The sequence below is a fragment of the Jiangella gansuensis DSM 44835 genome (assembly GCF_000515395.1).
Classification (GTDB): Bacteria; Actinomycetota; Actinomycetes; order Jiangellales; family Jiangellaceae; genus Jiangella; species Jiangella gansuensis.
On sequence record NZ_KI911782.1, the window covers coordinates 488,908 to 508,263 of the forward strand.

General features: G+C 71.7%; 22 protein-coding genes and 1 tRNA gene. 10 read left to right on the forward strand and 13 right to left on the reverse strand.

The window, feature by feature from the left end:
• Window positions 1–168: 168 nt before the first annotated feature.
• The 5 genes from JIAGA_RS0102470 to JIAGA_RS0102490 all read right to left on the reverse strand — a co-directional run bounded on the left by JIAGA_RS0102470 (window position 169) and on the right by JIAGA_RS0102490 (window position 4,368).
• Window positions 169–241: transfer RNA gene (locus tag JIAGA_RS0102470), tRNA-Phe, on the reverse strand.
• Between the two features lie 147 nt (window positions 242–388).
• Window positions 389–2,395: a bifunctional copper resistance protein CopD/cytochrome c oxidase assembly protein gene (locus JIAGA_RS27075; protein ID WP_051425592.1), complete on the reverse strand. Its 2,007-nt coding sequence runs from the start codon at window positions 2,393–2,395 to the stop codon at window positions 389–391.
• The gene (locus tag JIAGA_RS27080) at window positions 2,395–3,045 is read right to left on the reverse strand and encodes a copper resistance CopC family protein (protein WP_084469410.1); all 651 of its coding nucleotides are present in this window, start codon (window positions 3,043–3,045) and stop codon (window positions 2,395–2,397) included. Before JIAGA_RS27080 ends, JIAGA_RS27075 begins: the two co-directional genes overlap by 1 nt.
• Window positions 3,038–3,781 carry a YcnI family copper-binding membrane protein gene (locus tag JIAGA_RS0102485; RefSeq protein ID WP_026874447.1) on the reverse strand — a complete coding sequence of 248 codons (744 nt, stop codon included), beginning with the start codon at window positions 3,779–3,781 and terminating at the stop codon, window positions 3,038–3,040. Before JIAGA_RS0102485 ends, JIAGA_RS27080 begins: the two co-directional genes overlap by 8 nt.
• 68 nt (window positions 3,782–3,849) lie before the next feature.
• Entirely contained in the window at window positions 3,850–4,368 is a 519-nt protein-coding gene (locus tag JIAGA_RS0102490) for a hypothetical protein (RefSeq protein ID WP_026874448.1), read from the reverse strand.
• 184 nt (window positions 4,369–4,552) lie between these two features.
• On the opposite strand from JIAGA_RS0102490, the gene JIAGA_RS0102495 reads away from it, so the two are divergent.
• Together JIAGA_RS0102495 and JIAGA_RS0102500 are read left to right on the forward strand one after the other, a co-directional pair.
• Window positions 4,553–5,332 (forward strand): ABC transporter ATP-binding protein, encoded by a 780-nt coding sequence (locus tag JIAGA_RS0102495; RefSeq protein ID WP_026874449.1) that lies wholly within the window; start codon window positions 4,553–4,555, stop codon window positions 5,330–5,332.
• Window positions 5,333–5,334: 2 nt separating this feature from the next.
• A complete protein-coding gene (locus JIAGA_RS0102500; protein WP_026874450.1) occupies window positions 5,335–6,696 on the forward strand; it encodes an FtsX-like permease family protein in 1,362 nt (453 codons plus the stop codon).
• A 13-nt stretch (window positions 6,697–6,709) separates the two neighbouring features.
• On the opposite strand, the gene JIAGA_RS0102505 is transcribed toward JIAGA_RS0102500, so the two are convergent.
• From JIAGA_RS0102505 to JIAGA_RS32700, 4 genes are all read right to left on the reverse strand, one after another.
• The gene (locus tag JIAGA_RS0102505; protein WP_026874451.1) at window positions 6,710–8,032 is read right to left on the reverse strand and encodes a formimidoylglutamate deiminase; all 1,323 of its coding nucleotides are present in this window, start codon (window positions 8,030–8,032) and stop codon (window positions 6,710–6,712) included.
• Window positions 8,029–9,192, reverse strand: a complete 1,164-nt coding sequence (locus JIAGA_RS0102510; protein ID WP_035813255.1) for an allantoate amidohydrolase — start codon at window positions 9,190–9,192, stop codon at window positions 8,029–8,031. The genes JIAGA_RS0102505 and JIAGA_RS0102510 overlap by 4 nt, the downstream gene beginning before the upstream one ends.
• A gap of 46 nt (window positions 9,193–9,238) precedes the next feature.
• Window positions 9,239–9,601 (reverse strand): hypothetical protein, encoded by a 363-nt coding sequence (locus JIAGA_RS34230; protein WP_157552600.1) that lies wholly within the window; start codon window positions 9,599–9,601, stop codon window positions 9,239–9,241.
• A gap of 197 nt (window positions 9,602–9,798) precedes the next feature.
• Window positions 9,799–10,227: a nucleotidyltransferase family protein gene (locus JIAGA_RS32700; protein ID WP_245597102.1), complete on the reverse strand. Its 429-nt coding sequence runs from the start codon at window positions 10,225–10,227 to the stop codon at window positions 9,799–9,801.
• Window positions 10,228–10,566: 339 nt separating this feature from the next.
• Here JIAGA_RS32700 and JIAGA_RS0102525 point away from each other — a divergent pair, with 339 nt between their 5' ends.
• Complete coding sequence (locus tag JIAGA_RS0102525; protein ID WP_026874453.1) at window positions 10,567–11,343, forward strand: DUF72 domain-containing protein; 777 nt, start codon at window positions 10,567–10,569, stop codon at window positions 11,341–11,343.
• Window positions 11,344–11,661: 318 nt separating this feature from the next.
• Here JIAGA_RS0102525 and JIAGA_RS0102530 read toward each other — a convergent pair whose 3' ends face one another.
• Window positions 11,662–12,060: a VOC family protein gene (locus JIAGA_RS0102530; protein ID WP_026874454.1), complete on the reverse strand. Its 399-nt coding sequence runs from the start codon at window positions 12,058–12,060 to the stop codon at window positions 11,662–11,664.
• 128 nt (window positions 12,061–12,188) lie between these two features.
• Between JIAGA_RS0102530 and JIAGA_RS0102535 the strand changes: the two genes are divergently transcribed.
• The 5 genes from JIAGA_RS0102535 (at window position 12,189) to JIAGA_RS27090 (ending at window position 14,965) form a co-directional block, all read left to right on the forward strand.
• Window positions 12,189–12,908: a TetR/AcrR family transcriptional regulator gene (locus JIAGA_RS0102535; RefSeq protein WP_026874455.1), complete on the forward strand. Its 720-nt coding sequence runs from the start codon at window positions 12,189–12,191 to the stop codon at window positions 12,906–12,908.
• A gap of 52 nt (window positions 12,909–12,960) precedes the next feature.
• A complete protein-coding gene (locus JIAGA_RS0102540; RefSeq protein ID WP_026874456.1) occupies window positions 12,961–13,434 on the forward strand; it encodes a Fur family transcriptional regulator in 474 nt (157 codons plus the stop codon).
• Between the two features lie 178 nt (window positions 13,435–13,612).
• On the forward strand, window positions 13,613–13,882 hold the full coding sequence (locus tag JIAGA_RS0102545; protein ID WP_026874457.1) for a hypothetical protein: 270 nt from the start codon (window positions 13,613–13,615) through the stop codon (window positions 13,880–13,882).
• Window positions 13,872–14,105, forward strand: a complete 234-nt coding sequence (locus JIAGA_RS0102550) for a hypothetical protein (protein WP_026874458.1) — start codon at window positions 13,872–13,874, stop codon at window positions 14,103–14,105. Before JIAGA_RS0102545 ends, JIAGA_RS0102550 begins: the two co-directional genes overlap by 11 nt.
• Window positions 14,102–14,965 carry a metal-dependent hydrolase gene (locus JIAGA_RS27090; protein WP_211239480.1) on the forward strand — a complete coding sequence of 288 codons (864 nt, stop codon included), beginning with the start codon at window positions 14,102–14,104 and terminating at the stop codon, window positions 14,963–14,965. The genes JIAGA_RS0102550 and JIAGA_RS27090 overlap by 4 nt, the downstream gene beginning before the upstream one ends.
• Here JIAGA_RS27090 and JIAGA_RS0102560 read toward each other — a convergent pair.
• Window positions 14,920–15,591, reverse strand: coding sequence for a class I SAM-dependent DNA methyltransferase (locus JIAGA_RS0102560; protein ID WP_026874459.1), 672 nt, complete (start codon window positions 15,589–15,591; stop codon window positions 14,920–14,922). The genes JIAGA_RS27090 and JIAGA_RS0102560 overlap by 46 nt on opposite strands.
• A 46-nt stretch (window positions 15,592–15,637) precedes the next feature.
• Window positions 15,638–16,375 (reverse strand): endonuclease/exonuclease/phosphatase family protein, encoded by a 738-nt coding sequence (locus tag JIAGA_RS0102565; RefSeq protein WP_169738802.1) that lies wholly within the window; start codon window positions 16,373–16,375, stop codon window positions 15,638–15,640.
• Between the two features lie 95 nt (window positions 16,376–16,470).
• Here JIAGA_RS0102565 and JIAGA_RS27095 point away from each other — a divergent pair, with 95 nt between their 5' ends.
• Entirely contained in the window at window positions 16,471–17,820 is a 1,350-nt protein-coding gene (locus tag JIAGA_RS27095; RefSeq protein WP_051425597.1) for an MFS transporter, read from the forward strand.
• Window positions 17,821–17,883: 63 nt separating this feature from the next.
• Here JIAGA_RS27095 and JIAGA_RS0102575 read toward each other — a convergent pair whose 3' ends face one another.
• On the reverse strand, window positions 17,884–18,702 hold the full coding sequence (locus JIAGA_RS0102575; RefSeq protein WP_026874461.1) for an NAD(P)H-binding protein: 819 nt from the start codon (window positions 18,700–18,702) through the stop codon (window positions 17,884–17,886).
• Between the two features lie 109 nt (window positions 18,703–18,811).
• On the opposite strand from JIAGA_RS0102575, the gene JIAGA_RS0102580 reads away from it, so the two are divergent.
• Entirely contained in the window at window positions 18,812–19,204 is a 393-nt protein-coding gene (locus JIAGA_RS0102580) for a winged helix-turn-helix transcriptional regulator (protein ID WP_084469412.1), read from the forward strand.
• The last annotated feature ends 152 nt before the right edge of the window (window positions 19,205–19,356 follow it).

A 19,356-nucleotide genomic window follows, 5' to 3' on the forward strand; every position in this document is an offset into this window, starting at 1 on the left:
GGCGACGGGACGGGAGTTGTCCCGCCCGCACAGCACACGATGGCTAGGCCGACGATGCGGCCAAGATGAAGATCGCCGTGCCCCCCGCGTGCCCCAAGGGCCGGCTAGAAGGGGGAAGTCACGGTCATTCGCGGCGACCAGCGGATGACGTTCGTGCTGGTCAGAGGGTGGACAGGGGCGGGTTCGATCCGCCGACCTTCCGCTTTTCAGGCGGACGCTCTTCCAACTGAGCTACCTGTCCTTGCGTTGGCGGCACGAGTTTAGCGGACGCCTGCGCTCGGGGCGAAATCGACCCACCGCCGCCATGATCATGGCCCCTTTCTGCCGCTCACCGGACTCACAGAGGGACATGATCATGGGGCAGCACGGCCACGGCCCCACTGCCGGCTCAGGGTTCGCGGCGGGAGCGCTGCTCGAGCTTGGCGAGGTAGGCGTTGTAGGCGGTGCGTTCGGCTTCGTCCTCGCCTTCGCGGCGGTCGAAGCGGCGGGCGTCGCGTTCGTCGGAGCGGTACCACTGGACGAACAGGGCGCCGATGACGATCAGGCCGGGCAGCTCGCCGAACCCCCAGGTGAGCTGGCCGCCGAGGATCTGGTCGTCGAGGGTGTCCGGCAGCCAGGTGATCTCTTCGCCGAGTTCGCGGTAGTAGTCGCCGGCGATGAGTCGGGACGACTCCATGAGCGCCAGCCCGAACACGGCGTGGAACACCATGCCCAGCAGCTGGATCACCACCCGGGCGGGGAACGGTGGCCGTTTGGGCAGGGGGTCGATGCCGATGAGCATCTCGAAGAAGAGGTAGCCCACCACCAGGAAGTGGACGCCCATGAGCATGTGGCCGGTGTGCCCGCGCATCGCCGACTCGAACAGGCCGGTGAAGTACACCGTGAACGAGCCGGACACGAAGAGCGCCAGCGCGACGAGCGGATGCGTAAGCACCCGGGCCACCGGGCTGTTCACCGCCGCCATGATGAGTTCGCGCGGCCCGGTGTCGCCGCGCCGGGCCGGTTTCAGTGCTCGCAGCGCCAGGGTGATGGGGCCGCCGAGGACCAGCAGGACGGGACTGACCATCATCAGGACCATGTGCTGGACCATGTGCACCGAGAACATCGTCATGCCGTAGGTCATCAGCCCGGACAGCCCGGCGAACGCCACCGTGGCAACGCCGGCCATCCAGGCGATCGTCCGCCCGACCGGCCAGCGGTCGCCGCGCCGGTGCAGGCGCCACACGCCGCCGGCGTACAGCAGGACGGCGGCGAGGCAGCCGAGCGCGAACAGCGCGTCCGGGTAGGTCTGCGTGAACAGCCGCCCGAAGCTGAACTCCGGCGGGATCGGGAACCCGATGAGCGACCGGACCGGCGTGATCACCTCGGGGATCTCCGGGGTGGGCGGTTCGGTGCGGCTCAGCGCGACCGCCAGCCCGATCGCGGCGGCCATGATGACGACCTCGCCGGCGGCCAGCCGCCGGAACGCCCCGGGCCGCCCGGCCTCGAGCGCCACCAGTGTCCGGCGACGATGCTGGAAGCCGAACCACCCGAGCGCCACCAGCGCGGTCGCCTTGCCGATGAGCATCAGGCCGTACGCCGACGAATAGACGTCGGAGAACGTCTGCACGCGCACCCATGCGTTCAGCACGCCGCTCGCGCCGACCATCACGAAGCAGCCGAGCGCGACGGCGGAGAAGGCGCGCGCCGCCCGGGGGAGTTCGCGCCCGCGTCTGCCGGCGTACCAGGCGACCGCGACCAGCCCACCCACCCACAGGGCCATCCCGATGAGGTGCACGAGCAGCGACACCCGCGCGGAGTGGTGGTAGTCGCCGGACGACGAGTGGCCGATGAGCCCGGACGGGATGATCGTGGCGACGCCGAGGCACAACAGCGCGACCGCGCCGCCGTGCCCGAGCGTCAGCCGAGCGGCCGGGATGATGGTGAGTGCCAGCACGACCGTGGCCGCGTAGGCCCGGCCCTGCTCGACGCTCGAGGTGTAGGAGACGAACGAGTCGCCGGCCAGGGCGTCCTGCAGCGGCCGTCCCACCAGGTCGGACAGGGTGAGCAGGTGCACGACGGCGGCGCCGAAGGCCAGCACGAGCGCCGACCACGACGCCGCGCGCAGGGCCAGCAGCGCCTCGCCGCCCAGTTCGCCCTTGCGCACCGGCAGGATGACCGCCAGACCCAGCAGCCCGACGGTGACCGCTCCGGCCCCGTCCATGATGGCTTTCCCGACGGGCAGCCCCCACCGGGTGAACTCGCCGGGGTCGCCGAGTCCGGGGATGGCGGCGGTGGTGCCGCCGCCGCCCACGAACAGTGCGACGGCCAACGTGACCAGGGCGACGGCGATCGCCGCAACGCCCCACTGGCGGGTGGGCGGCACGATGTCGGTGGCCGGGCTCGCAGTGTTCATCAGCTGCCAGTGTCCTCCGACGTTCCGCGCCGCCGGCCACCGCCCGCCAGGAAGGCGACGAGGGCGATGACGACCGCCGCGGCCACGATCACCAGCACGATGGCCGTCGTCCCCATGCCGTCGCCGTCATCGGAGGCGCCGGCCGGGGTGGTGTCCGGGGACGCCGACGGCGGCGGCTCGGCCTCCTCGGTGGTCGGCGCGGAGTCCGGTGTCTCCTCGTCGGCCGGCGCTCCACCGTCGGACGGCGTCTCGGCCGGTGCCCCGCCGGCTCCGGCCACCGTGAACGACACCGTGCCGGTGATGGGGTGACCGTCGGAGGAGACGATCCGGTAGGCGATGGTGTAGTCGCCGTCCGGTAGCTGGTCGACCGCCTGGCTGACCGTCGGCCCGACCACTGTCGGCTCACCTTGCTGGTGTTCGCCCTCCGCGGCGTCCAGGACGCTCACCTGGGCGAACTCGGTGGAGACGGGGTTGTTGAAGGTCAGCTCGACGACGGTGAGCGGCTCGCTGACCACCGCGCCTTCGGCGGGCGAACTGGAGACGAGGACGTCATGGGCGGCCGCGGGTGGGGCGGTCGCGACGGTGAGCGCGGCGGCGGGGACGACGGCGAGCGCCGCCATCCCCGCGATCGCCGCAGCGACCCTACGCATTGCGCCGCCGCAGGGCCGCGGCGCCGAGGCCCAGCCCGGCAGCGCCGACCACCACGCCGCCGATGCCCACGCCCCGCGCCAGGCCGTCCGTCGAACCGTCGCCGGACGACGCCGCGGCATCGTCCGCATCGTCGGAGCCGGACGACTCGTGCGACGAGTCGCTGACGGCGTGCGCGTCGCCGCCCTCCGGGGCCGCGACGACCGTCAGCACGGGAGCCGGCCGTTCCGGCTCCGCGCCGTCCTCGGCCGGCTCCTCCGCCCAGGCGACCACTTCGCCGTCGTCGTAGGTCTGGGTCGCCGGCAGGTAGTACGTGCCCGGGTCCGGCAGCGGGCCGACCGAGATGGCGAACTCGTCGAACTCGTCCGGGCCGATGCGCACGCCCGGCTCGGCGGTCCAGGTGACCGAGGTGACGGCCTCCTCGAGGACGCGGTCACCGACCTCGACCGGTTCCGGGAACTGGGTGCGGGTGACCTCGGCGGTCCAGCCCTGCCGGGGCTGGACCCGGACCGACGCGAACGGGGTGTCGGCGGGCAGGTCGAGACGGACCTGGGTGGTGCCGGCGGTGTCGGACTCGTTCGGTACCCGGACCGTGATCTTGGAGTAGGAACCGGCCGTGTCGATGTCCGGGCGGATGGTGACGTGAGCGGACGCGGTGGCCGTGAGCAGCAGCCCGGCGGCGATGGCGCCGGCAGCGGTCAGCGATGCGCGCGCGACGGCGCGCCGATGAATGATCATGATTGTCGTCCCTCGTCGTGGGGTCGGGGAGAGGTGGGCGCGCAGGGTGCGGCGCCCGTAACGCGACGTCAGCGAGTGCCCGCGGGCACCGGCGGACCTCTCCACGGCGTCGACCGGATCAGCTCCACGCTGCGCGGCGTGGCCGCATCCGCGACGCTGTCGACGACCACACGTGCCGGACTCGGCAACGGCGGCTGGGCCAGCAGGCGGCGGATTCTGGTCAGCAGCACCGTCGCCGACAGCGCCGCGAGTGACCACGCGACGTTCTCCGCGCCGGCCAGCAGGATCGTCAACGCACCCGCCGACACGATGTGGGCGAGTGCCATCGACGGGCCGGGTACCGCCGAGGTCATGTCCCCGTGGCCGCCCAACGTGAGCAGCACGTGCAGCAGCGGCTGGGTGAGCAGGAGCAGCGCCGCGATCTCGCCGGCGGAGCGCCGCCGGTCGGCCAACGCGACGCAGGCCACGCTCAGCAGCGCGGCCATGACCAGGAAGCCGGCCTGGACGGGTGCGGCCCCGCCGGCGGCGACGTGCGCGGCCGTCGGGACCAGGAGACAGGCCGCGGCCATGATGAGTCCGCGCGCCACACGCGCTCGTCCTCGCCCCAGCCCACGCACGTCGTCACTGTACCCAGCGGGTCAAGGGCAGCGAGCCGGCGGCACTGGTGGTACCCCCACCCCAGGCTCGGGAGGTCGCTCCATCGCTCGTCCACCCTGCTGATCCCTAGCGTTGCGGTAGGCCGAGAGGCGTGGCAGCAAGAGGGAGACGGACATGATGGGGCAGGACACGAACAGGGCGGCGGAAGCCCTGCGACTCGTCGGGGTCAGCAAGACCTACGGCACCGGTGAGAACCCGGTCCGGGCGCTGGACGGCGTGTCCGTCGGCCTGCCCGCTGGGACCTTCACCGCGATCATGGGGCCGTCCGGCTCCGGCAAGAGCACGTTCCTGCAGTGCTCGGCCGGGTTGGACCAGCCCACCGAGGGCCGCGTGTTCATCGACGGCTCGGAGCTGACCGGCGGCAGCGAGACCGAACTGACGAAGTTCCGCCGCCAGCGCATCGGCTTCATCTTCCAGCAGTTCAACCTGCTGCCGGCGCTGACGGTGATGCAGAACGTCGCGCTGCCGTTGCGGCTGGCCGGCAAGAAGGTCGACCGCAAGCACTGCCGGGCCGTCCTGGAGCGGGTGGGCCTGGGTGACCGGCTCGACCACCGCCCGGCCGAGCTGTCCGGCGGCCAGCAGCAGCGCGTGGCCATCGCCCGGGCTCTGGTGACCAACCCGAGCGTGATCTTCGCTGACGAGCCGACCGGTGCCCTGGACACCCGCAGTGCCCGTTCGGTGCTGACCCTCCTGGCGGAGGCGGTCCGGGAGTTCGGCCAGTCGGTGGTCATGGTGACCCACGACCCGGTCGCGGCGTCCTACGCCGATTCGGTCGTCTTCCTGGCCGACGGCCAACTCGTCGGCACGCTCGTCCACCCGACGGCCGAGGCGGTCGCGGAGCGGATGACGCACCTGGGCGACGAGGTCTCCCTGCGGCATGCGGTAGGAGCCTGATCATGATCCAGCTGGCTGTGCGTTCGCTGCGGCACCGCACCGGTGGCTTCGTGGCGAGCTTCCTGTCGATGTTCCTCGGCGCCACGGTCGTGATGGCGTTCGCCGCCATGCTCGACACGGCGGGCGGTGCCGGGGTCGACGCGGTGAGTGAGGAGACGCTGACCACGATGGCCATGGTCGTCGGCGGCTGGGGTCTGGTGATCGTGCTGTTCGCGGTCGTGTCCACCATGACGTTGTCGGTGCGGCAGCGGGCCGGCGAGGTAGCGCTGCTGAAGAGCGTCGGTGCCACCCCGTTCCAGGTCGGCCGGATGATCGTCGGCGAGACGGCGCTGGTGGCTGTCGCGGCGTCGCTCCTGGCGCTGCCGCTCGCCGCGGGCGGCGGCTGGGTGCTGCTCGAGATGCTGAAGGAGACCGACCAGGTCGCGCCCGGGGTGTCGTACGCGTTCGGCGCGGCCGCCCTGTCCATCGGCATCGGCGTGACCATGCTCGCGGCCGTCGGCGGCGCGGCCGTCGCTGCTCGCCGGGCCACGAAGCTGCGGGCCAAGGAGGCCATGACGGCCGTCACCATCGAGCAGGCGAAAATGACGCGCAAGCGCACCGTCGCCGCCATCGTGTTCCTCGCGGCCGGGCTGAACTGCGGCATCCTGACCGCCACCGTCTTCGACGGCAAGGGCATCGACGCGATGCAGACCGCCGGTCAGGCCTCGATCTGGTTCTCGATCGGGCTGGCGCTGTTCGGGCCGGTGCTGGTACGCGCGGTGACGGCGGTGCTGGCCGGTCCGCTGCGGCTGCTCGGCGGCACCAGCGGCTACCTGGCGGTTGAGAACGTGCGGCGCCGGACGCAGCACATGGCCGGTGCGCTCATGCCGATCATCCTGTTCACCGGCATCGCGACCGGCACGCTGTACATGCAGAGCATCGAGAACTCCGCGCCGCCGGCTGCCGCGTCGTCGATCCCACCGGAGGACGTGGCGGCCATCGAGACGCTGAACCTCGTGGTGGTGGGCATGCTCTCGGTGTTCGCGGCCATCATGGTGATCAACACACTGGTCGCGGCCACCACGTACCGACGCCGCGAGTTCGGCCAGCAGCGGCTGGTCGGCTCCACCCCGCCGCAGGTGCTGAGCATGGTCGGCATGGAGGGCGTCGTGCTGGCCGCCGCCGGCGTCCTGTTCGGCTCGATCGGCTCGATCGTGACGGTGATCCCGTACAGCCTGGCCCGCACCGGCGAGCTGCTGCCGGACACCACCATCGGCATCTACCTGGGCATCGTCTCGGTGGCGGCGACGCTGACGCTGGCGTCGTGCCTGGGTGCGGCCCGCAAGGCGATCCGGGTGCCCGCGGTGCAGGCGGTGACGGCCTGACCCAGGACCACCCCTACTCCCAGAGCGGGGCGATGACATCGGCCAGGAGGCCGGCGACGTCGCCCCGCTCGTGCATGCCGTCGCGCACCACGACCCGCCCGCCGACGACGACGGTGTGGACGTCGGCGGCGCCGGCGGCGAGGACGATCTGGGCCGGGTCGCAGCCCGCCGTCCGGACGGTGTCGGTGCGCAGGGCGACGAGGTCGGCGGCGGCGCCGGGGGCGATGCGGCCGTTCTCCGGCCAGCCGAGCGCGGCATGTCCGCGGTGGGTGAGCGCGGCGACGAGCTCGGCCGGGGTGAACGCGCCGCGCTGCCCGGTGCCGAGCCGCTCGTGCATCTCCAGCAACCGGGCCTCGGTGAGCAGGTCGACGACGGCATGCTGGTCGCTGCCGAGGCACAGCGGTGACCCGGCGTCGGCGAGCGCCCGGGCCGGGGAGAGCCCGTCGGCGAGGTCCTGCTCGGTGGTGGGGCAGGCGCAGATCGCGGTGCGGGCGTCGCCGAGCAGGCGGACGTCGGCCGCGTCGACGTGGTTGGCGTGCACGGCGGTGGTGTGCTCGGTGAGGGCGCCGTGGTCGGCCAGCAGGCCGGTGGGGGTGCGTCCGTAGGCCGCGAGCGCCGCGTCGTTCTCGGCGATCTGCTCGGACAGGTGGACGTGTAACGGTGCGTCGTGGCGCTGGGCCCAGCCGGCTACGACGGCGATCGCGTCGGGTGGGACGGCCCGCACCGAGTGGATCGCGGCGCCGAGCCGGAAGCCGTCGCCGTCTCCGGACAGCTCGTCGACGCGTTCGGCCCAGCGGTCGGCGGTCCCGTCGCCGAAGCGCAGTTGGACGCCGTCGAGGGGACGGCCGATCCCGCCGGTCAGGTAGCAGGTGTCCAGCAGCGTGAGCCGCAGGCCGGCGTCGGCGGCGGCCTGCCGCAGCGCGGCGGTCATCGTGTTGGGATCGTCGTAGCGCTGCCCGCCGGGGCCGTGGTGCAGGTAATGGAACTCGCCGACGACGGTGACACCGGCCAGCGCCATCTCGGCGTAGGCCGCCAGCGCCAGCCGGTAGTAGGTGTCCGGGGTGAGCCGGCCGGCCAGCGCGTACATGGCGTCGCGCCAGGTCCAGAAGGACCCGCGACCGGTGTTCGTGCGTCCGCGCAGCGCCCGGTGGAACGCGTGCGAGTGCGCGTTGGTGAAGCCGGGCAGCACGATGCCGGGCAGCCGACGGTCGCCGGGCTCCGGGTCGGAACCAGGCGCCACGGCGACGATGACGCCGTCGTCGCCGTGCTCGATGCGCACCCTGGCCCGCGGTTCGTCACCGATCCAGGCCAGCTCGGCCCAGAAGGCGCCGCTCACCGGGTCAGCTCCGCGAGCACCGCCGCCAGCGCGTCGACACCGGCCAGGCAGTCGTCGCGCTCGGCGTATTCGGCGGGGGAGTGCGAGACGCCGGTCGGGTTGCGGACGAACAGCATCGCGGTCGGGACGCCGGCGGCGCTGAGGATGCCGGCGTCGTGCCCGGCCCCGGTGGCCAGCAGCGGTGCGTCATCGAGCAGCGCGGCCAGCCGGGCGGCCAGGGCGGCGTCGAACACCGTCGCCGGCGTCCACGACTCGCGGTGCGGCGCGTAACCGGCGAGGTCCGCGAGCACGGCGTCGACGGCTGCCGCGTCGGCGCCGCGGCAGTCCAGCCAGGCCCGGACCTGCGACGGGATGGCGTTGACGCCGTTCGGGTCCACCTCGACCTTGCCGACGGTGGCCAGCACGCCGTGGGTTCCGGCCGCAGTCCGGGCGGCCGTGACCAGGGCGGCGAGGTCCAGCATCGGGTCGACGCGGTCGGCGAGCGGCGTCGTGCCGGCGTGGTTGGCCTCACCGTCCAGCGTGACCCGCCAGCGTCCGTGCGGCCAGATGGAGGTGCCGACCGCGACCGGCCGGCCGAGGTCCACCAGCCCACGGCCCTGCTCGACGTGCAGTTCCACGAACGTGCCGATGCGGGCCAGGGCCTCAGGGTCCGGGCCCAGCCCGGCCGGGTCGATGCCGTCGCGGCGCAGCGCCTCGGCGAGGCTCACCCCGTCGCCGTCGGCGAGGGCCAGCGCCCGGTCCGGCGGCAGCACGCCGGTGACGATGCGCGACCCCGCACAAGCCACCCCGAACCGGGCGCCCTCCTCGTCGGCGAAGCAGGCGACCCCGATCGGCCGCGCGGGTGCGTGATCGCGTTCCCGCAGGAGGTCGACGGCAGCGAAGGCCGAGACCACGCCGAGCGGGCCGTCGAAGGCGCCGCCGTTCGGCACCGAGTCCAGGTGGCTGCCCGCCACCACACCCGGCGTCCCGGCGGCCACCGCGGCATCCGGGTCGCCCCACCACGCCCACAGGTTGCCGGCGCGGTCCTGGGTGGTGTCCAGGTGCCGGCGACGTGCCTCGGCGACGAACCACGCGCGCAGCTCGGCGTCGGACCCGGTCCACGCGAACCGGCCGTACCCGCCGCGCGGGTCCCGCCCGACCGGCTCGAGGTCCGCCCACATCGAATCGAAGGTGCTGCTCACAGATTCCTCATCGGTGTCTCCGGGTTCATCGGCTCGCCGCCAGGAGCAACTCGGCGTGCTCGACGAGCCTCGATGCACAGCGAAGCACGCTGGTCAGCCGCGACGCTACGAGCACGTCAGCGGAGTGGTGGGCCTGATCCTCGACCGCGAGCACCTTGGCGAGCTGCCTCGCGAGCTCGGTTCCGTCGGGCCTGACTCGTTCGAGGAGCTTGACGGCAGCTCGGTGGTCTTCGCCGGCATGGTAGAGGCCTAGGGGGTGTCTCGTGGATCTTCGGCGGCGCGGATCGACGCCCAGACGCCGACCAGCTGCGTTGTCGTCGTCGTTCGATGGCTCCGCATCGACCTCCTCCTCCGCCTTGCTGGACCGACGCCTGGACGCCGCCCGCATCCACCAAGATCCACGAGACACCCCCTAGTCGCAAACAGCAGATGGCATCGGCTGCCGCGACCGCGGCCAGTACCGCGTTGCCGGCGGCGGCGTTGTTCGCCGGCTTCCTGCCTTCGCCGGCCGCTAGCTCAGCCAGCTGTAGATATTCGCGAGCGATCGACGAGCGGGTCAGCGCCATGGCCCGGCTTCCCGGGCGATCACGCGGAGTCACGACGGCCCCGCAGGAGGGAGTGGACGGACGGCCCGAACAGGGTGATGCCGTCTCGGCGCCATTCCTCGACGATCGGTTCGTCGGTCGAGGTCATCCGGTGGAGATCTCCTTCGTCGAGTTCGAACCAGCTGACCCAGTTGCCGGTCCATCGGTGGATGGCCGAACCGGACCCGGCGAGTTGGTCATCCCAACGCTCGCGATGATCTGGTGTCGGGAAAGGCGGCTGGACGACCAGGATGTCCAGGTCGGAAGCGGTGCCGCCATCGCCGCGGGCGGCAGAACCGAACACGGAAACGTGGAGGGCGGTCAACGGCCAGCCGGCGGTTTCGCGCCTGAGACGGTCCAGCAACGTCGATCGGAGGGTCGCAAGGGCGATCGCCGGCTCCGCCGCCAGATGCTCGTGGTTGAGCCGCACGTGCCGAGACCCAACGCGTTGGTCGACGTGGATGAGTCCGTGGTCCGCCAGGCGGTCGACGGCCTGGCGGGCACGGGTGGGCGATACGTTGGCCAGGCCGGCGAGTTCGCGGATGCTGAACGGCCCATCCGCCCCGGCTAGCACCCTCAAGACAGCTGCCGTCCCGTGTGACATGACCACACGTGCTGGTTCGGTCCAGTCCATGTGCACGCTCCATGCTGATGTGCGCTCATTATAGGCTCATCCGCGCTTAGTGTGAGTCCACGTGCGCTTGGAGGGAGACGCCACCGCCGGGTTGACGGGACGTTCGAATCGCCGGGGATGGGGCACGAACCGGGTATGTCGGTGCTGGTGGGGACCTCGGGATGGCAGTACGACTCGTGGCGTGGCGTGCTCTACGACTCGAAGCTGCCGCAGCGGGCCTGGCTGGAGCGCTACGTCGAGGCGTTCGCGACCGTGGAGAACAACAGCGCGTTCTACCGGCTGCCGAAGCGTGAGACGTTCGAGTCGTGGCAGAAGCGGACGCCGGACGGATTCGTCATGGCGGTCAAGACCAGCCGGTATCTCACCCACATCAAGCGGCTGCAGGACGCCGAGGAGCCGGTGCGTCGTTTCGCGGGTGTCGCGGAAGGGCTGGGCGACCGGCTCGGTCCGGTGCTGGTGCAGCTGCCGCCGAACCTGCGGGCCGAGCCGGACCGGCTGGCGGCGTGCCTGCGCCTGTTCCCGCCCGGGGTCCGTGTGGCGGTGGAGCCCCGGCACGACTCGTGGTGGACCGACGAGGTTCGCGAACTGCTGACGGCCCACGGCGCGGCACTGTGCTGGGCGGACCGCAACAGCCGCCCGGTCGCGCCGCTGTGGCGCACCGCGGACTGGGGGTACCTGCGCCTGCACCACGGCGCGGCCCAACCGTGGCCGTCGTACGGCGACCAGGCGTTGCGCAGCTGGGCCGGCCGGCTCGCCGACACCTGGCCGGAATCGCAGGACGTGTTCGTGTACTTCAACAACGACCCGGGCGGTGCCGCGGTGCGCGACGCGGTCCGGTTCGCGGCGGCGGTGCGGCGGCGGGGCCGGAGCGTGAGCCGGACCCCCGCGCGGGACGAACTGGGAGTGAGCTGATGGCGATCCGGGTGGCCACGCTGAACATCTGGGGCCGGGACGGCGACTGGCGACGGCGTCGCGAAGTGCTCCGCGACGGGTTCCGGGCCCTGGACGCCGACCTGGTCGCTCTGCAGGAGACCGTGCTGGACGGCACCGCCCGGGTGGAGCGGTCCGGCTCTGCGGATCGCGTCGTGCTGTCGCCTTTTCGACCGGCCGGTCGGCGATGTGTGGCGCAGCGACCACTTCGGTGTGGTCGCCGACCTGGCCGTGGCGGACTGATCGCGCGGCGCGATCCCGGTCCGCCGCGGCCGCGGTCTGTGCGCGCGACGTGGAAGGTCAGGCCGCCCCAGCGTTCGGGTCCATCCACATGACCTCCCAGTGATGGCCGTCGGGGTCGAGGAAGCTCCAGCCGTACATGAAGCCCTCGTCCTGCGGGTCCTTGGCCTTCTGCCCGCCGGTGGCCAGTGCCTTCTGGACCAGCTCGTCGACCTCCTCGCGGCTCTCGGCCGACAGCGCGTATGCGGCGCCGGTACCGGTCCAGGCGATGTGGTCGGTGACGATGGTCGAGAAGAAGCTCTCGGAGACGAGCATCGCGAAGAGCTGGTCATTGATCTTGACGCAGGCCGCCTGCTCGTTGGTGAAGTCCGGGACCAGTTCGAAGCCCAGCGCGGTGTAGAAGTCGGACGCCCTGCTGACGTCCTTGGTCGTCAGGTTGAGGAACAGCGTGCGGGACATGTGAAGCCTCCTGGTCGCGGTTTCGGTCGGTCCACTGTTTCCGACGGTGATAGCTGTGTCCTACAGATACTGTTTCTGCAAGACTCAATTTTGGTAGAGTTTTGTCACCGGACGACGAGAGGGCACATGTGACGGACTCCGAACTGGCGAAGGACGGCACGATCGCGCTGCTGTGGGGCTTGCGAGAAGGGCCGACGCGAGGGCCGAAACCGCTGCTCAGCCTGGAGCGCATCGCCCGGACGGCGGTCCAGGTCGCCGACGCCGAGGGCATCGGCGCGGTCTCGATGCAGCGGGTCGCGCAGGAGCTCGACTTCACCAAGATGTCGCTCTACCGCTATGTCGCGGGCAAGGACGAGCTGGTCGCGGCCATGATCGACGTGGCTGTCGGCGCACCGCCCGACCCCGCCACCATGGCCGGCTCCGACACCGGCTGGCGGGCGCGTATCGAGGCGTGGGTGCGGCTGCTCGCAGAGACGTGGGAAGCGCATCCCTGGCTGCCGTGGGCCACCATGGGCGACCGGGTCATGGGACCCAACGAGGTCGGATGGACCGAAGCCGCCCAAGCCATCCTGCGCGATTCCGGTCTGCTCCCGGCGGAGCGTACGGGCCTGGCCCGGCTACTCGGTGGGCACATCCGCACCACGTTGTCCACGGCCACCGCCGGAACCCAGCCATGGGCCAGCACGCAGCAGGCCGCCATCCTGCGCGAGTACGGCGACCGCTTCCCAGCCCTGATGGAGCTGGCCGACGGCGACGGTGACCTGCTGGCCGGTGCCGACCGCGAGTTCGGCCTGCGCATCATCCTCGACGGCGTCGAGAAGCTGCTCGCGGAGCGCACTGCCTCCTGACACTGCTGGCCGCGGCTGGCGGTTCGCCGGCACGGCAGTGACACTAGGGGGCATGAGTGTCGAGGCCGGGACACAGGACGACCGGGCGGACGCGAGCCACCCCGCGGTGGAGCGCGCGCTGACGATGCTGCGCTCCGGCGGCCATCGCATCACCGGTGCCCGGCACGCCGTCATTGAGACCCTCGCCACCATCGACGGCCACCCCAGCGCGGAGCAGCTGTCCGAGCAGGTGCGCACCCTGCACCCGACGGTGCACCGCGCTACCGTCTACCGGACGTTGGAGACGCTCGCCGCGCTGGGCGTGGTCACGCAGGTGCACCTGGCCGGCAACGCGACCACGTACCACCTGGCCGGCGACGCCACTGGGCACCACCACCTGCACGCCAGCTGCCGGGTCTGCGGCCGCATCATCGACCTGCCCAGCGACCTGCTCGACCCCATCACCCGCCGGCTGGCCGAGGAACGCGACTTCGCCCTCGACCCGCCACACATCGCGCTGTCCGGCACCTGCCACACCTGCCAGTAGCGCAGCCTCCTCCAAATGATCACGTCCGGCATGGGTGTTCCCGCTCCACCACGAATGCCTGCCTGGTGAAGCGGGAGGAGACCTCCAGGTGGACCTGCGCTACCGACGATCACGGGCAGTGCGCGCCGGCGGCCCAACGGCGCTGACGCCCGGCTGCGGCCGTGTAGGGTACGACGCCATGTGCACCGGCTGCTTCACCCAGGTCGACGCGCTCGTCGCACAGAGCGCAGTGGCCGCGCTGCTCGCCAGATCCGGGTGGAACCGCCTGCGCGACCGGGCCGCCGGCCGGGACGCGCACGATCGGCGCCGCGACGCGTACCGCGAGAACGCCGCGTTCCTGACCGAGATCGGCCACGAGCCCGCCGACGTGCTGGGTGCGCCGCCGCTGCGGGATCCGTCCGCCGTTCCCTACGGCCGGCCGACCGGGGCCGTCGGCGTTGTCAGCTGAGACCGAGCCCGCCGGCCGTCGGCCACCCGAGTCCCTCGGCCTGGCCTGGTACGCGTTCGCGCTGGTCACGTATGTCGCCGCCGGTTACTTCTACAAGCCGGTGTTGATGAACTGGACGCTCGGCCCGCTGTTCCTGCTGGTCGTCCTGTACGTGGTGCCGACCGTTGCGCGGGCGGCATGGAACCGGCTGCGGCCGAGCTCGCGTGCGGGGCGGCCGACGTGAGCTGGGCGGCGCACGAGTTCGAGCTCTACTTCATCCAGAAGCACGTCGGCACGAAGGCGTCGTTCCTGGCTGTCGTCATCGGCACCCAGCTGCCCGACGCGCTGACGAAGTCGTTGGTCTACGCCGCCGACGACACCGCGCACTTCCACCGCGGCTGGCCGGGCGTCGGCTTCACCCACTCGCTGCTGTTCGGGGCGATCCTGGCGGCGCTCGTGCTGGCATTGACCCGCAGCCGCGGGTGGGCGTTGGGCATCCTGATCGGGCACTGGGCGCACGTGTTGACCGACATCGCCGACACCGCCGGCGTGATGCTGTTCTTCCCGTTCTCCACCGAGCCGATCACCATCAGCATGTGGAAACACGCCGCCGTCGAGGGACGCTACGGTGACGCGGCGGCCTACTACAGCAGCCTCGGTGGGGTCTGGGATCTGTTCTGGCTGGTCATGATGCTGATGTTCGCGTGGCGGACGTTGACGCCGGCGTACTTCCGCGACGTGGTGATCCCCGCCGACCCGCGCGTCTGGAGTTGGCTGCACCGCACCTTCCGGCTGCCCGAACGCGCGTTGCTGCTGCTCTACCAAGGCCTGCTCTTCTACGGCGTGGGCCGCATGATTACCTGGTTCCTCTACGCCAGGTTCGACGCGCGGACGCCGTTCGAGCCGTTCTGGGGTGGGCCGGAGTACATCGGCGGCAACGACATCTCCGACGCCGGCCTGGCGGAGGTGCTGGTGCGCACGGTCATCGGCGCGGTGCTCCTCGCCGTGTTCCTGTGGGCGTGCTGGCGGACGTTCGGCAAGCGGCTGTGGGAGCGCGGCTACGACGTGCCCGCGGCCGAGCCGCCCTTGCGAGCCAGCAGATAGGCCTGCGGCGTCGGCTCCCGGCCTTCGGGCTCGCGCACCAGGGTGGCGAACACCGGTGTCCCGGCATCGGCGAGCAGACCGGCGACGGCGTCGGGTGACAGCCGGTAGGCGTCGAGCGCGAGACCGTCGTGACCGTAGCCCTGCTGGATGTGCCGCTTCTCGTTGCCCGTCTGGAACGCCAGCAGCAGATGACCGCCGGGAGCGAGCACCCGAGCGAACTCCGCGAACACCTCCGGCAGCAGCTCCGGCGGGGTGTGGATGACGGAGTACCACGCGACCAGGCCGCCGAGGGCGCCGTCGGCGATGGCCAGGTCGGTCATGGCGCCGACAGTGAAGTCCAGGCCTGGGCGGTCGCGACGGGCCTGCTCGATCATGCCGGGTGACAGGTCGACGCCGAACGCCGTCAGGCCGAGCCCGTCCAGGTGCGCCGTGACCCGGCCCGGACCACACCCCACGTCGGCGACCGGCCTGGCCGTACCGTCGGAGCGCACCAGTTCGGCGAACGCAGCCAGCATGGCCCGGTCGAACGGCTTGCCGGCCAGCTCGTCACGCAGCAGATCGGCGTAGTCGGCAGCGACGGTGTCGTAGGCGGCCCGGGTGGCGGTGAGGTACTGCGGCTCGGTCATGCGGGAACGGTAAGCGGCGGGTCCGACACCGTCTTTCCCGCCGAGGTCACAGCCGCAGGGTGGCGACCACCGGCCAGTGGTCGGACGGCAGCCGGCCACCGGGCCGCTCGTAGGCGACCGCGGCGTCCGCGACCGTCCAGTGCGGGCTGACCAGGATGTGGTCGATGCGCCGGCCGTCGTGCCGGCCGGTGAAGCCGTGCGAGGTGCCGCCCTCGATCGGCACCCGGCGCAGCCCCACGGCGGCGAGCGGTTCGAACACGTCGGCCGAGCCCGGCGTTGTGTTGAAGTCGCCGAGGACGACGGCCGGGACATCGAGGTCCATCCAGCCGGCGAGCTGTTCGGCACTGGCGATGCGGTTGGCGTGGAGGTGCTCGTCGAGGTGGGTGTTGGCGACGGCGAACTCTCGTCCGCTGTGCTCGTCACGGCAGCGCAGCAACGTGACGATGCGCGGGAACGACGCACCCGGCAGCCGGCTGCCGGGAATGGCGGGGGCCGGCCCGAACCAGGCGGTGCGGTGGTCGAGCACGGTCAGCCGTGGCGCCGCCACCACCAGCGGGCACTGCTCACCGGCCCGGCCTCCCTCGCGGCCCTGACCGTGCCAGCGGCGGCCCGGGAGGCGGCGGCCGAGGTAGCGGCGCTGGAAGTCGAAGACCTCCTGAAGGCCGATCACGTCCGCGTGCAGGGCCTCGATGGCAGCGGCCGTGGCGCCGCGACGGAACGGCCAGGAGTTCAGCCAGTCCAGACCCCAGCCGTTGCGGATGTTGAACGTCGCGAAGCGCAGCATCGCCCCCATCGAAGCACGGCGAAGCGGGTCGCGATGAATTCCGGCGACTTTGTCGGTCCACACGGGCAGAATCACCTCTCGAAAGGACGTGAGGCATGACCGAGACACCCGCCGGTGGCCGCCGTGGCCGTTCGCTGCCCCGGGCGCTGACGCCGTTCCGCACCGCGGCCTACCGGCGACTGGCGCTGGCGCTGGTGTTGTCCAGCTTCGCCTCGGGCGTGTGGATCGTGGCTCAGGTCTGGGAGGTCATCCGCATCGGCGGCGGGCCGGCGCAGCTGTCCGTCGTCACGACGGCGTCCGCCGTCGGCGTGCTGCTGCCGGCGCTGCTGGCCGGCGTCGTGGCCGACCGGGTGCCGCAGAAGTCCATCCTGCTGTGTGTCGCGACGGTCGAGCTGTGCGGTATGTCCGTGGTCGCCGCGCTGTCGCTCACCGGCGCCACCCAGCTCTGGCACCTGGCCGTCGTCGCGTTCGTCACCGGCGCGGGCCTGGCGTTCTACTTCCCGGCATACTCCGCGTGGCTGCCGGCGCTGGTCCCGGCCTCGGACCTGATGGCGGTGAACGGGTTCGAGGGCATGGTCAGGCCGGCCATCGGGCAGGCGCTCGGCCCGGCTGTCGCCGGCGCGGTCGTGGCGGCGGTCAACCCCGGTGCCGCCGTGGGAGTCGCCGCCACCGCCGCCGCGCTTGGCCTGCTCGCGCTCACCGCCGTGCCCAAGACGCCGGTCCGCCGCGAGCTGAGCGACGATGCCGCCGCGCATCCGGTGCGCACCGCGCTGGCCGACGTGCGCGAAGGCTTCGTCTACATGTGGCGCACACCGTGGCTGCTGGCCACGCTGCTGTTCGCCAGCGTGATGATCCTGGTCATGATGGGCCCGCTCGAGGTGCTCATCCCGTTCCTGCTCAAGGACCGGCTGGGCGGCGGCCCGGGTGACCACGCATGGGTCATGGGCGCGTTCGGCATCGGTGGTGCCGTCGGATCGCTCGCCATGGCGTCGCTGAAGAAGATGCCGCGCCGCTACCTGACGCTCATGAACCTCATGTGGGGCGTGGGCTGCCTGCCGCTGGTCGTCATCGGTGTCGCGGACGCCATCTGGGTGGTCATCGCGTCGGCGTTCGTGTTGGGTGTGCTGTTCTCCGCGCCCATGGTCATCTGGGGCACGCTGCTGCAGCGCCGGGTGCCGCCGGCGCTGCTCGGCCGGGTGGCCAGCCTCGACTTCTTCGTCTCGATCTCGCTGATGCCGGTGTCCATGGCGCTGGCCGGGCCGGTCTCCGAGGCGCTCGGGCTGCGCACCACGTTCCTCATCGCCGGGCTGGTGCCGGTGGTCGTCGCGGTGGTGGCGGTCGTGTGGGCGAAGCTGCCCGCCGACGAGATCGCCCACCCACTGGACGACGACTCCGAGCCGTCGCCGCCGGATGAACTGCTGGAGCCGGTCGCGGCCACCCGGTGATCGACAGGCAGCCGCTGGCCCCAGAGGGGTAATGACGCCTTGTCGATCACCGGGCCGCGGGCGTCAGCCGGCCAGCGCGGCGCGGACGGCTTGCTCCAGCGGTGTCGCCGGCCGGCCGAGCAGCCGCTCCAGGTCCGGAGCGGGCGTGCCGAACTGTTCCAGCCGCAGCAGCGGCAGGATGAAGGCCATCGGTCCGGCCTCGTCGTCGCCGACCTCGCGGTGGCGCACCGGCCGGCCGCTGACCGCGGCGAGCGTGTCGGCCAGCTCGGCGTACGTCCAGCCGGGGCCGCGCAGCTCGTAGACGGCGTTCTCGTGCCCGGGGCTGGTGAGCACGGTGCTCGCCGCGTGTGCGAGGTCCGCGATGGTCGCGGTCACGAGGGGATGGCCGATGGCCGGCGCGGCCAGCTCGCCGTTCTCAACGGCCGCCGCGAGCATCGGAGGGACCAGCAGTTCCTCGGTGTAGAAGGTGTTTCGCAGGAACGTGTAGGTGAGCCCGGCCGCGCGGATCGAGCGTTCGGTGGTGGTGTGGTCGGCCAGGAAGCTCTGGGCGTCCTCGGCGGTGATCGCGCTGGTGTAGACGATGTGGCCGACGCCGGCCGCCACCGCGGCATCGACGACGGCGCGGTGCTGGCGCTCCCGCACGCCCGGCGTGGTGTCCGACCCGGACACGAACAGCAGCGTGTCGGCGTCGGCGAAGGCCTTCTCGAGGCTGGCCGGGTCGTCGTAGTCACCCTGCCGGACCTCGACCCCGCGTTCGGCCAGGGCGGCTGCCCTGGCCGGGGTGCGAGCGACGACGGCGAGCTCGTTCGCCGGCCGGCGGTTCAGCAGGTCGTGGGCGACGACGGAGCCGAATCGTCCGGTCGCGCCGGTTACAACGATCATCAGGGTTCCGTTCCTCGTGCGTCAGGATGTGTCGTGCAGCCGAGCCGAAGCTACGCTGGACGCTAACCATGCGTAAGTACGTACCTTGAGGTAACTACCGGAGGAAGACGTGAGCCACGAGGTCATCGGTCATCCGGAGTTCCTCGACAGTGACGTGTTCGACATCAACTGCCCGTCGCGAGGTGTGCTGGAGCATGTGACGAGCCGCTGGGGCGTGCTGGTCCTGGCCGCCCTCGCGGAGGGTTCGATGCGCTTCAGCGAGCTGCATCGGCGCATCGGCGGCGTCAGTCAGAAGATGCTCGCCCAGACTCTGCGGACACTCGCGGCCGACGGCTTCGTCCATCGCGAGGTCACACCGGCCACGCCGCCGCAGGTCTCGTACCGCCTCACCGAGCTCGGGTCCGACGTCACCCAGCACGTCGTCGGTCTGGTCGGCTGGATCGAGCACAAGGTGCCGGAGATCCTCGAGGCCCGCCAAGCCAACGCGGCCGCCGACGCCTGACGCCGGGGTGCGATGCGCATGATCATGGCGGGCTTCGTGCTGCCATAGCGACCACCGACGCGCCGTGATCATGACCGTCGGAGAGCTCAGGAGGCATTGACACGTTTCAAGCGACGTCCTACGCTCGCCGCAATGTCGAACGAGCTTCGATA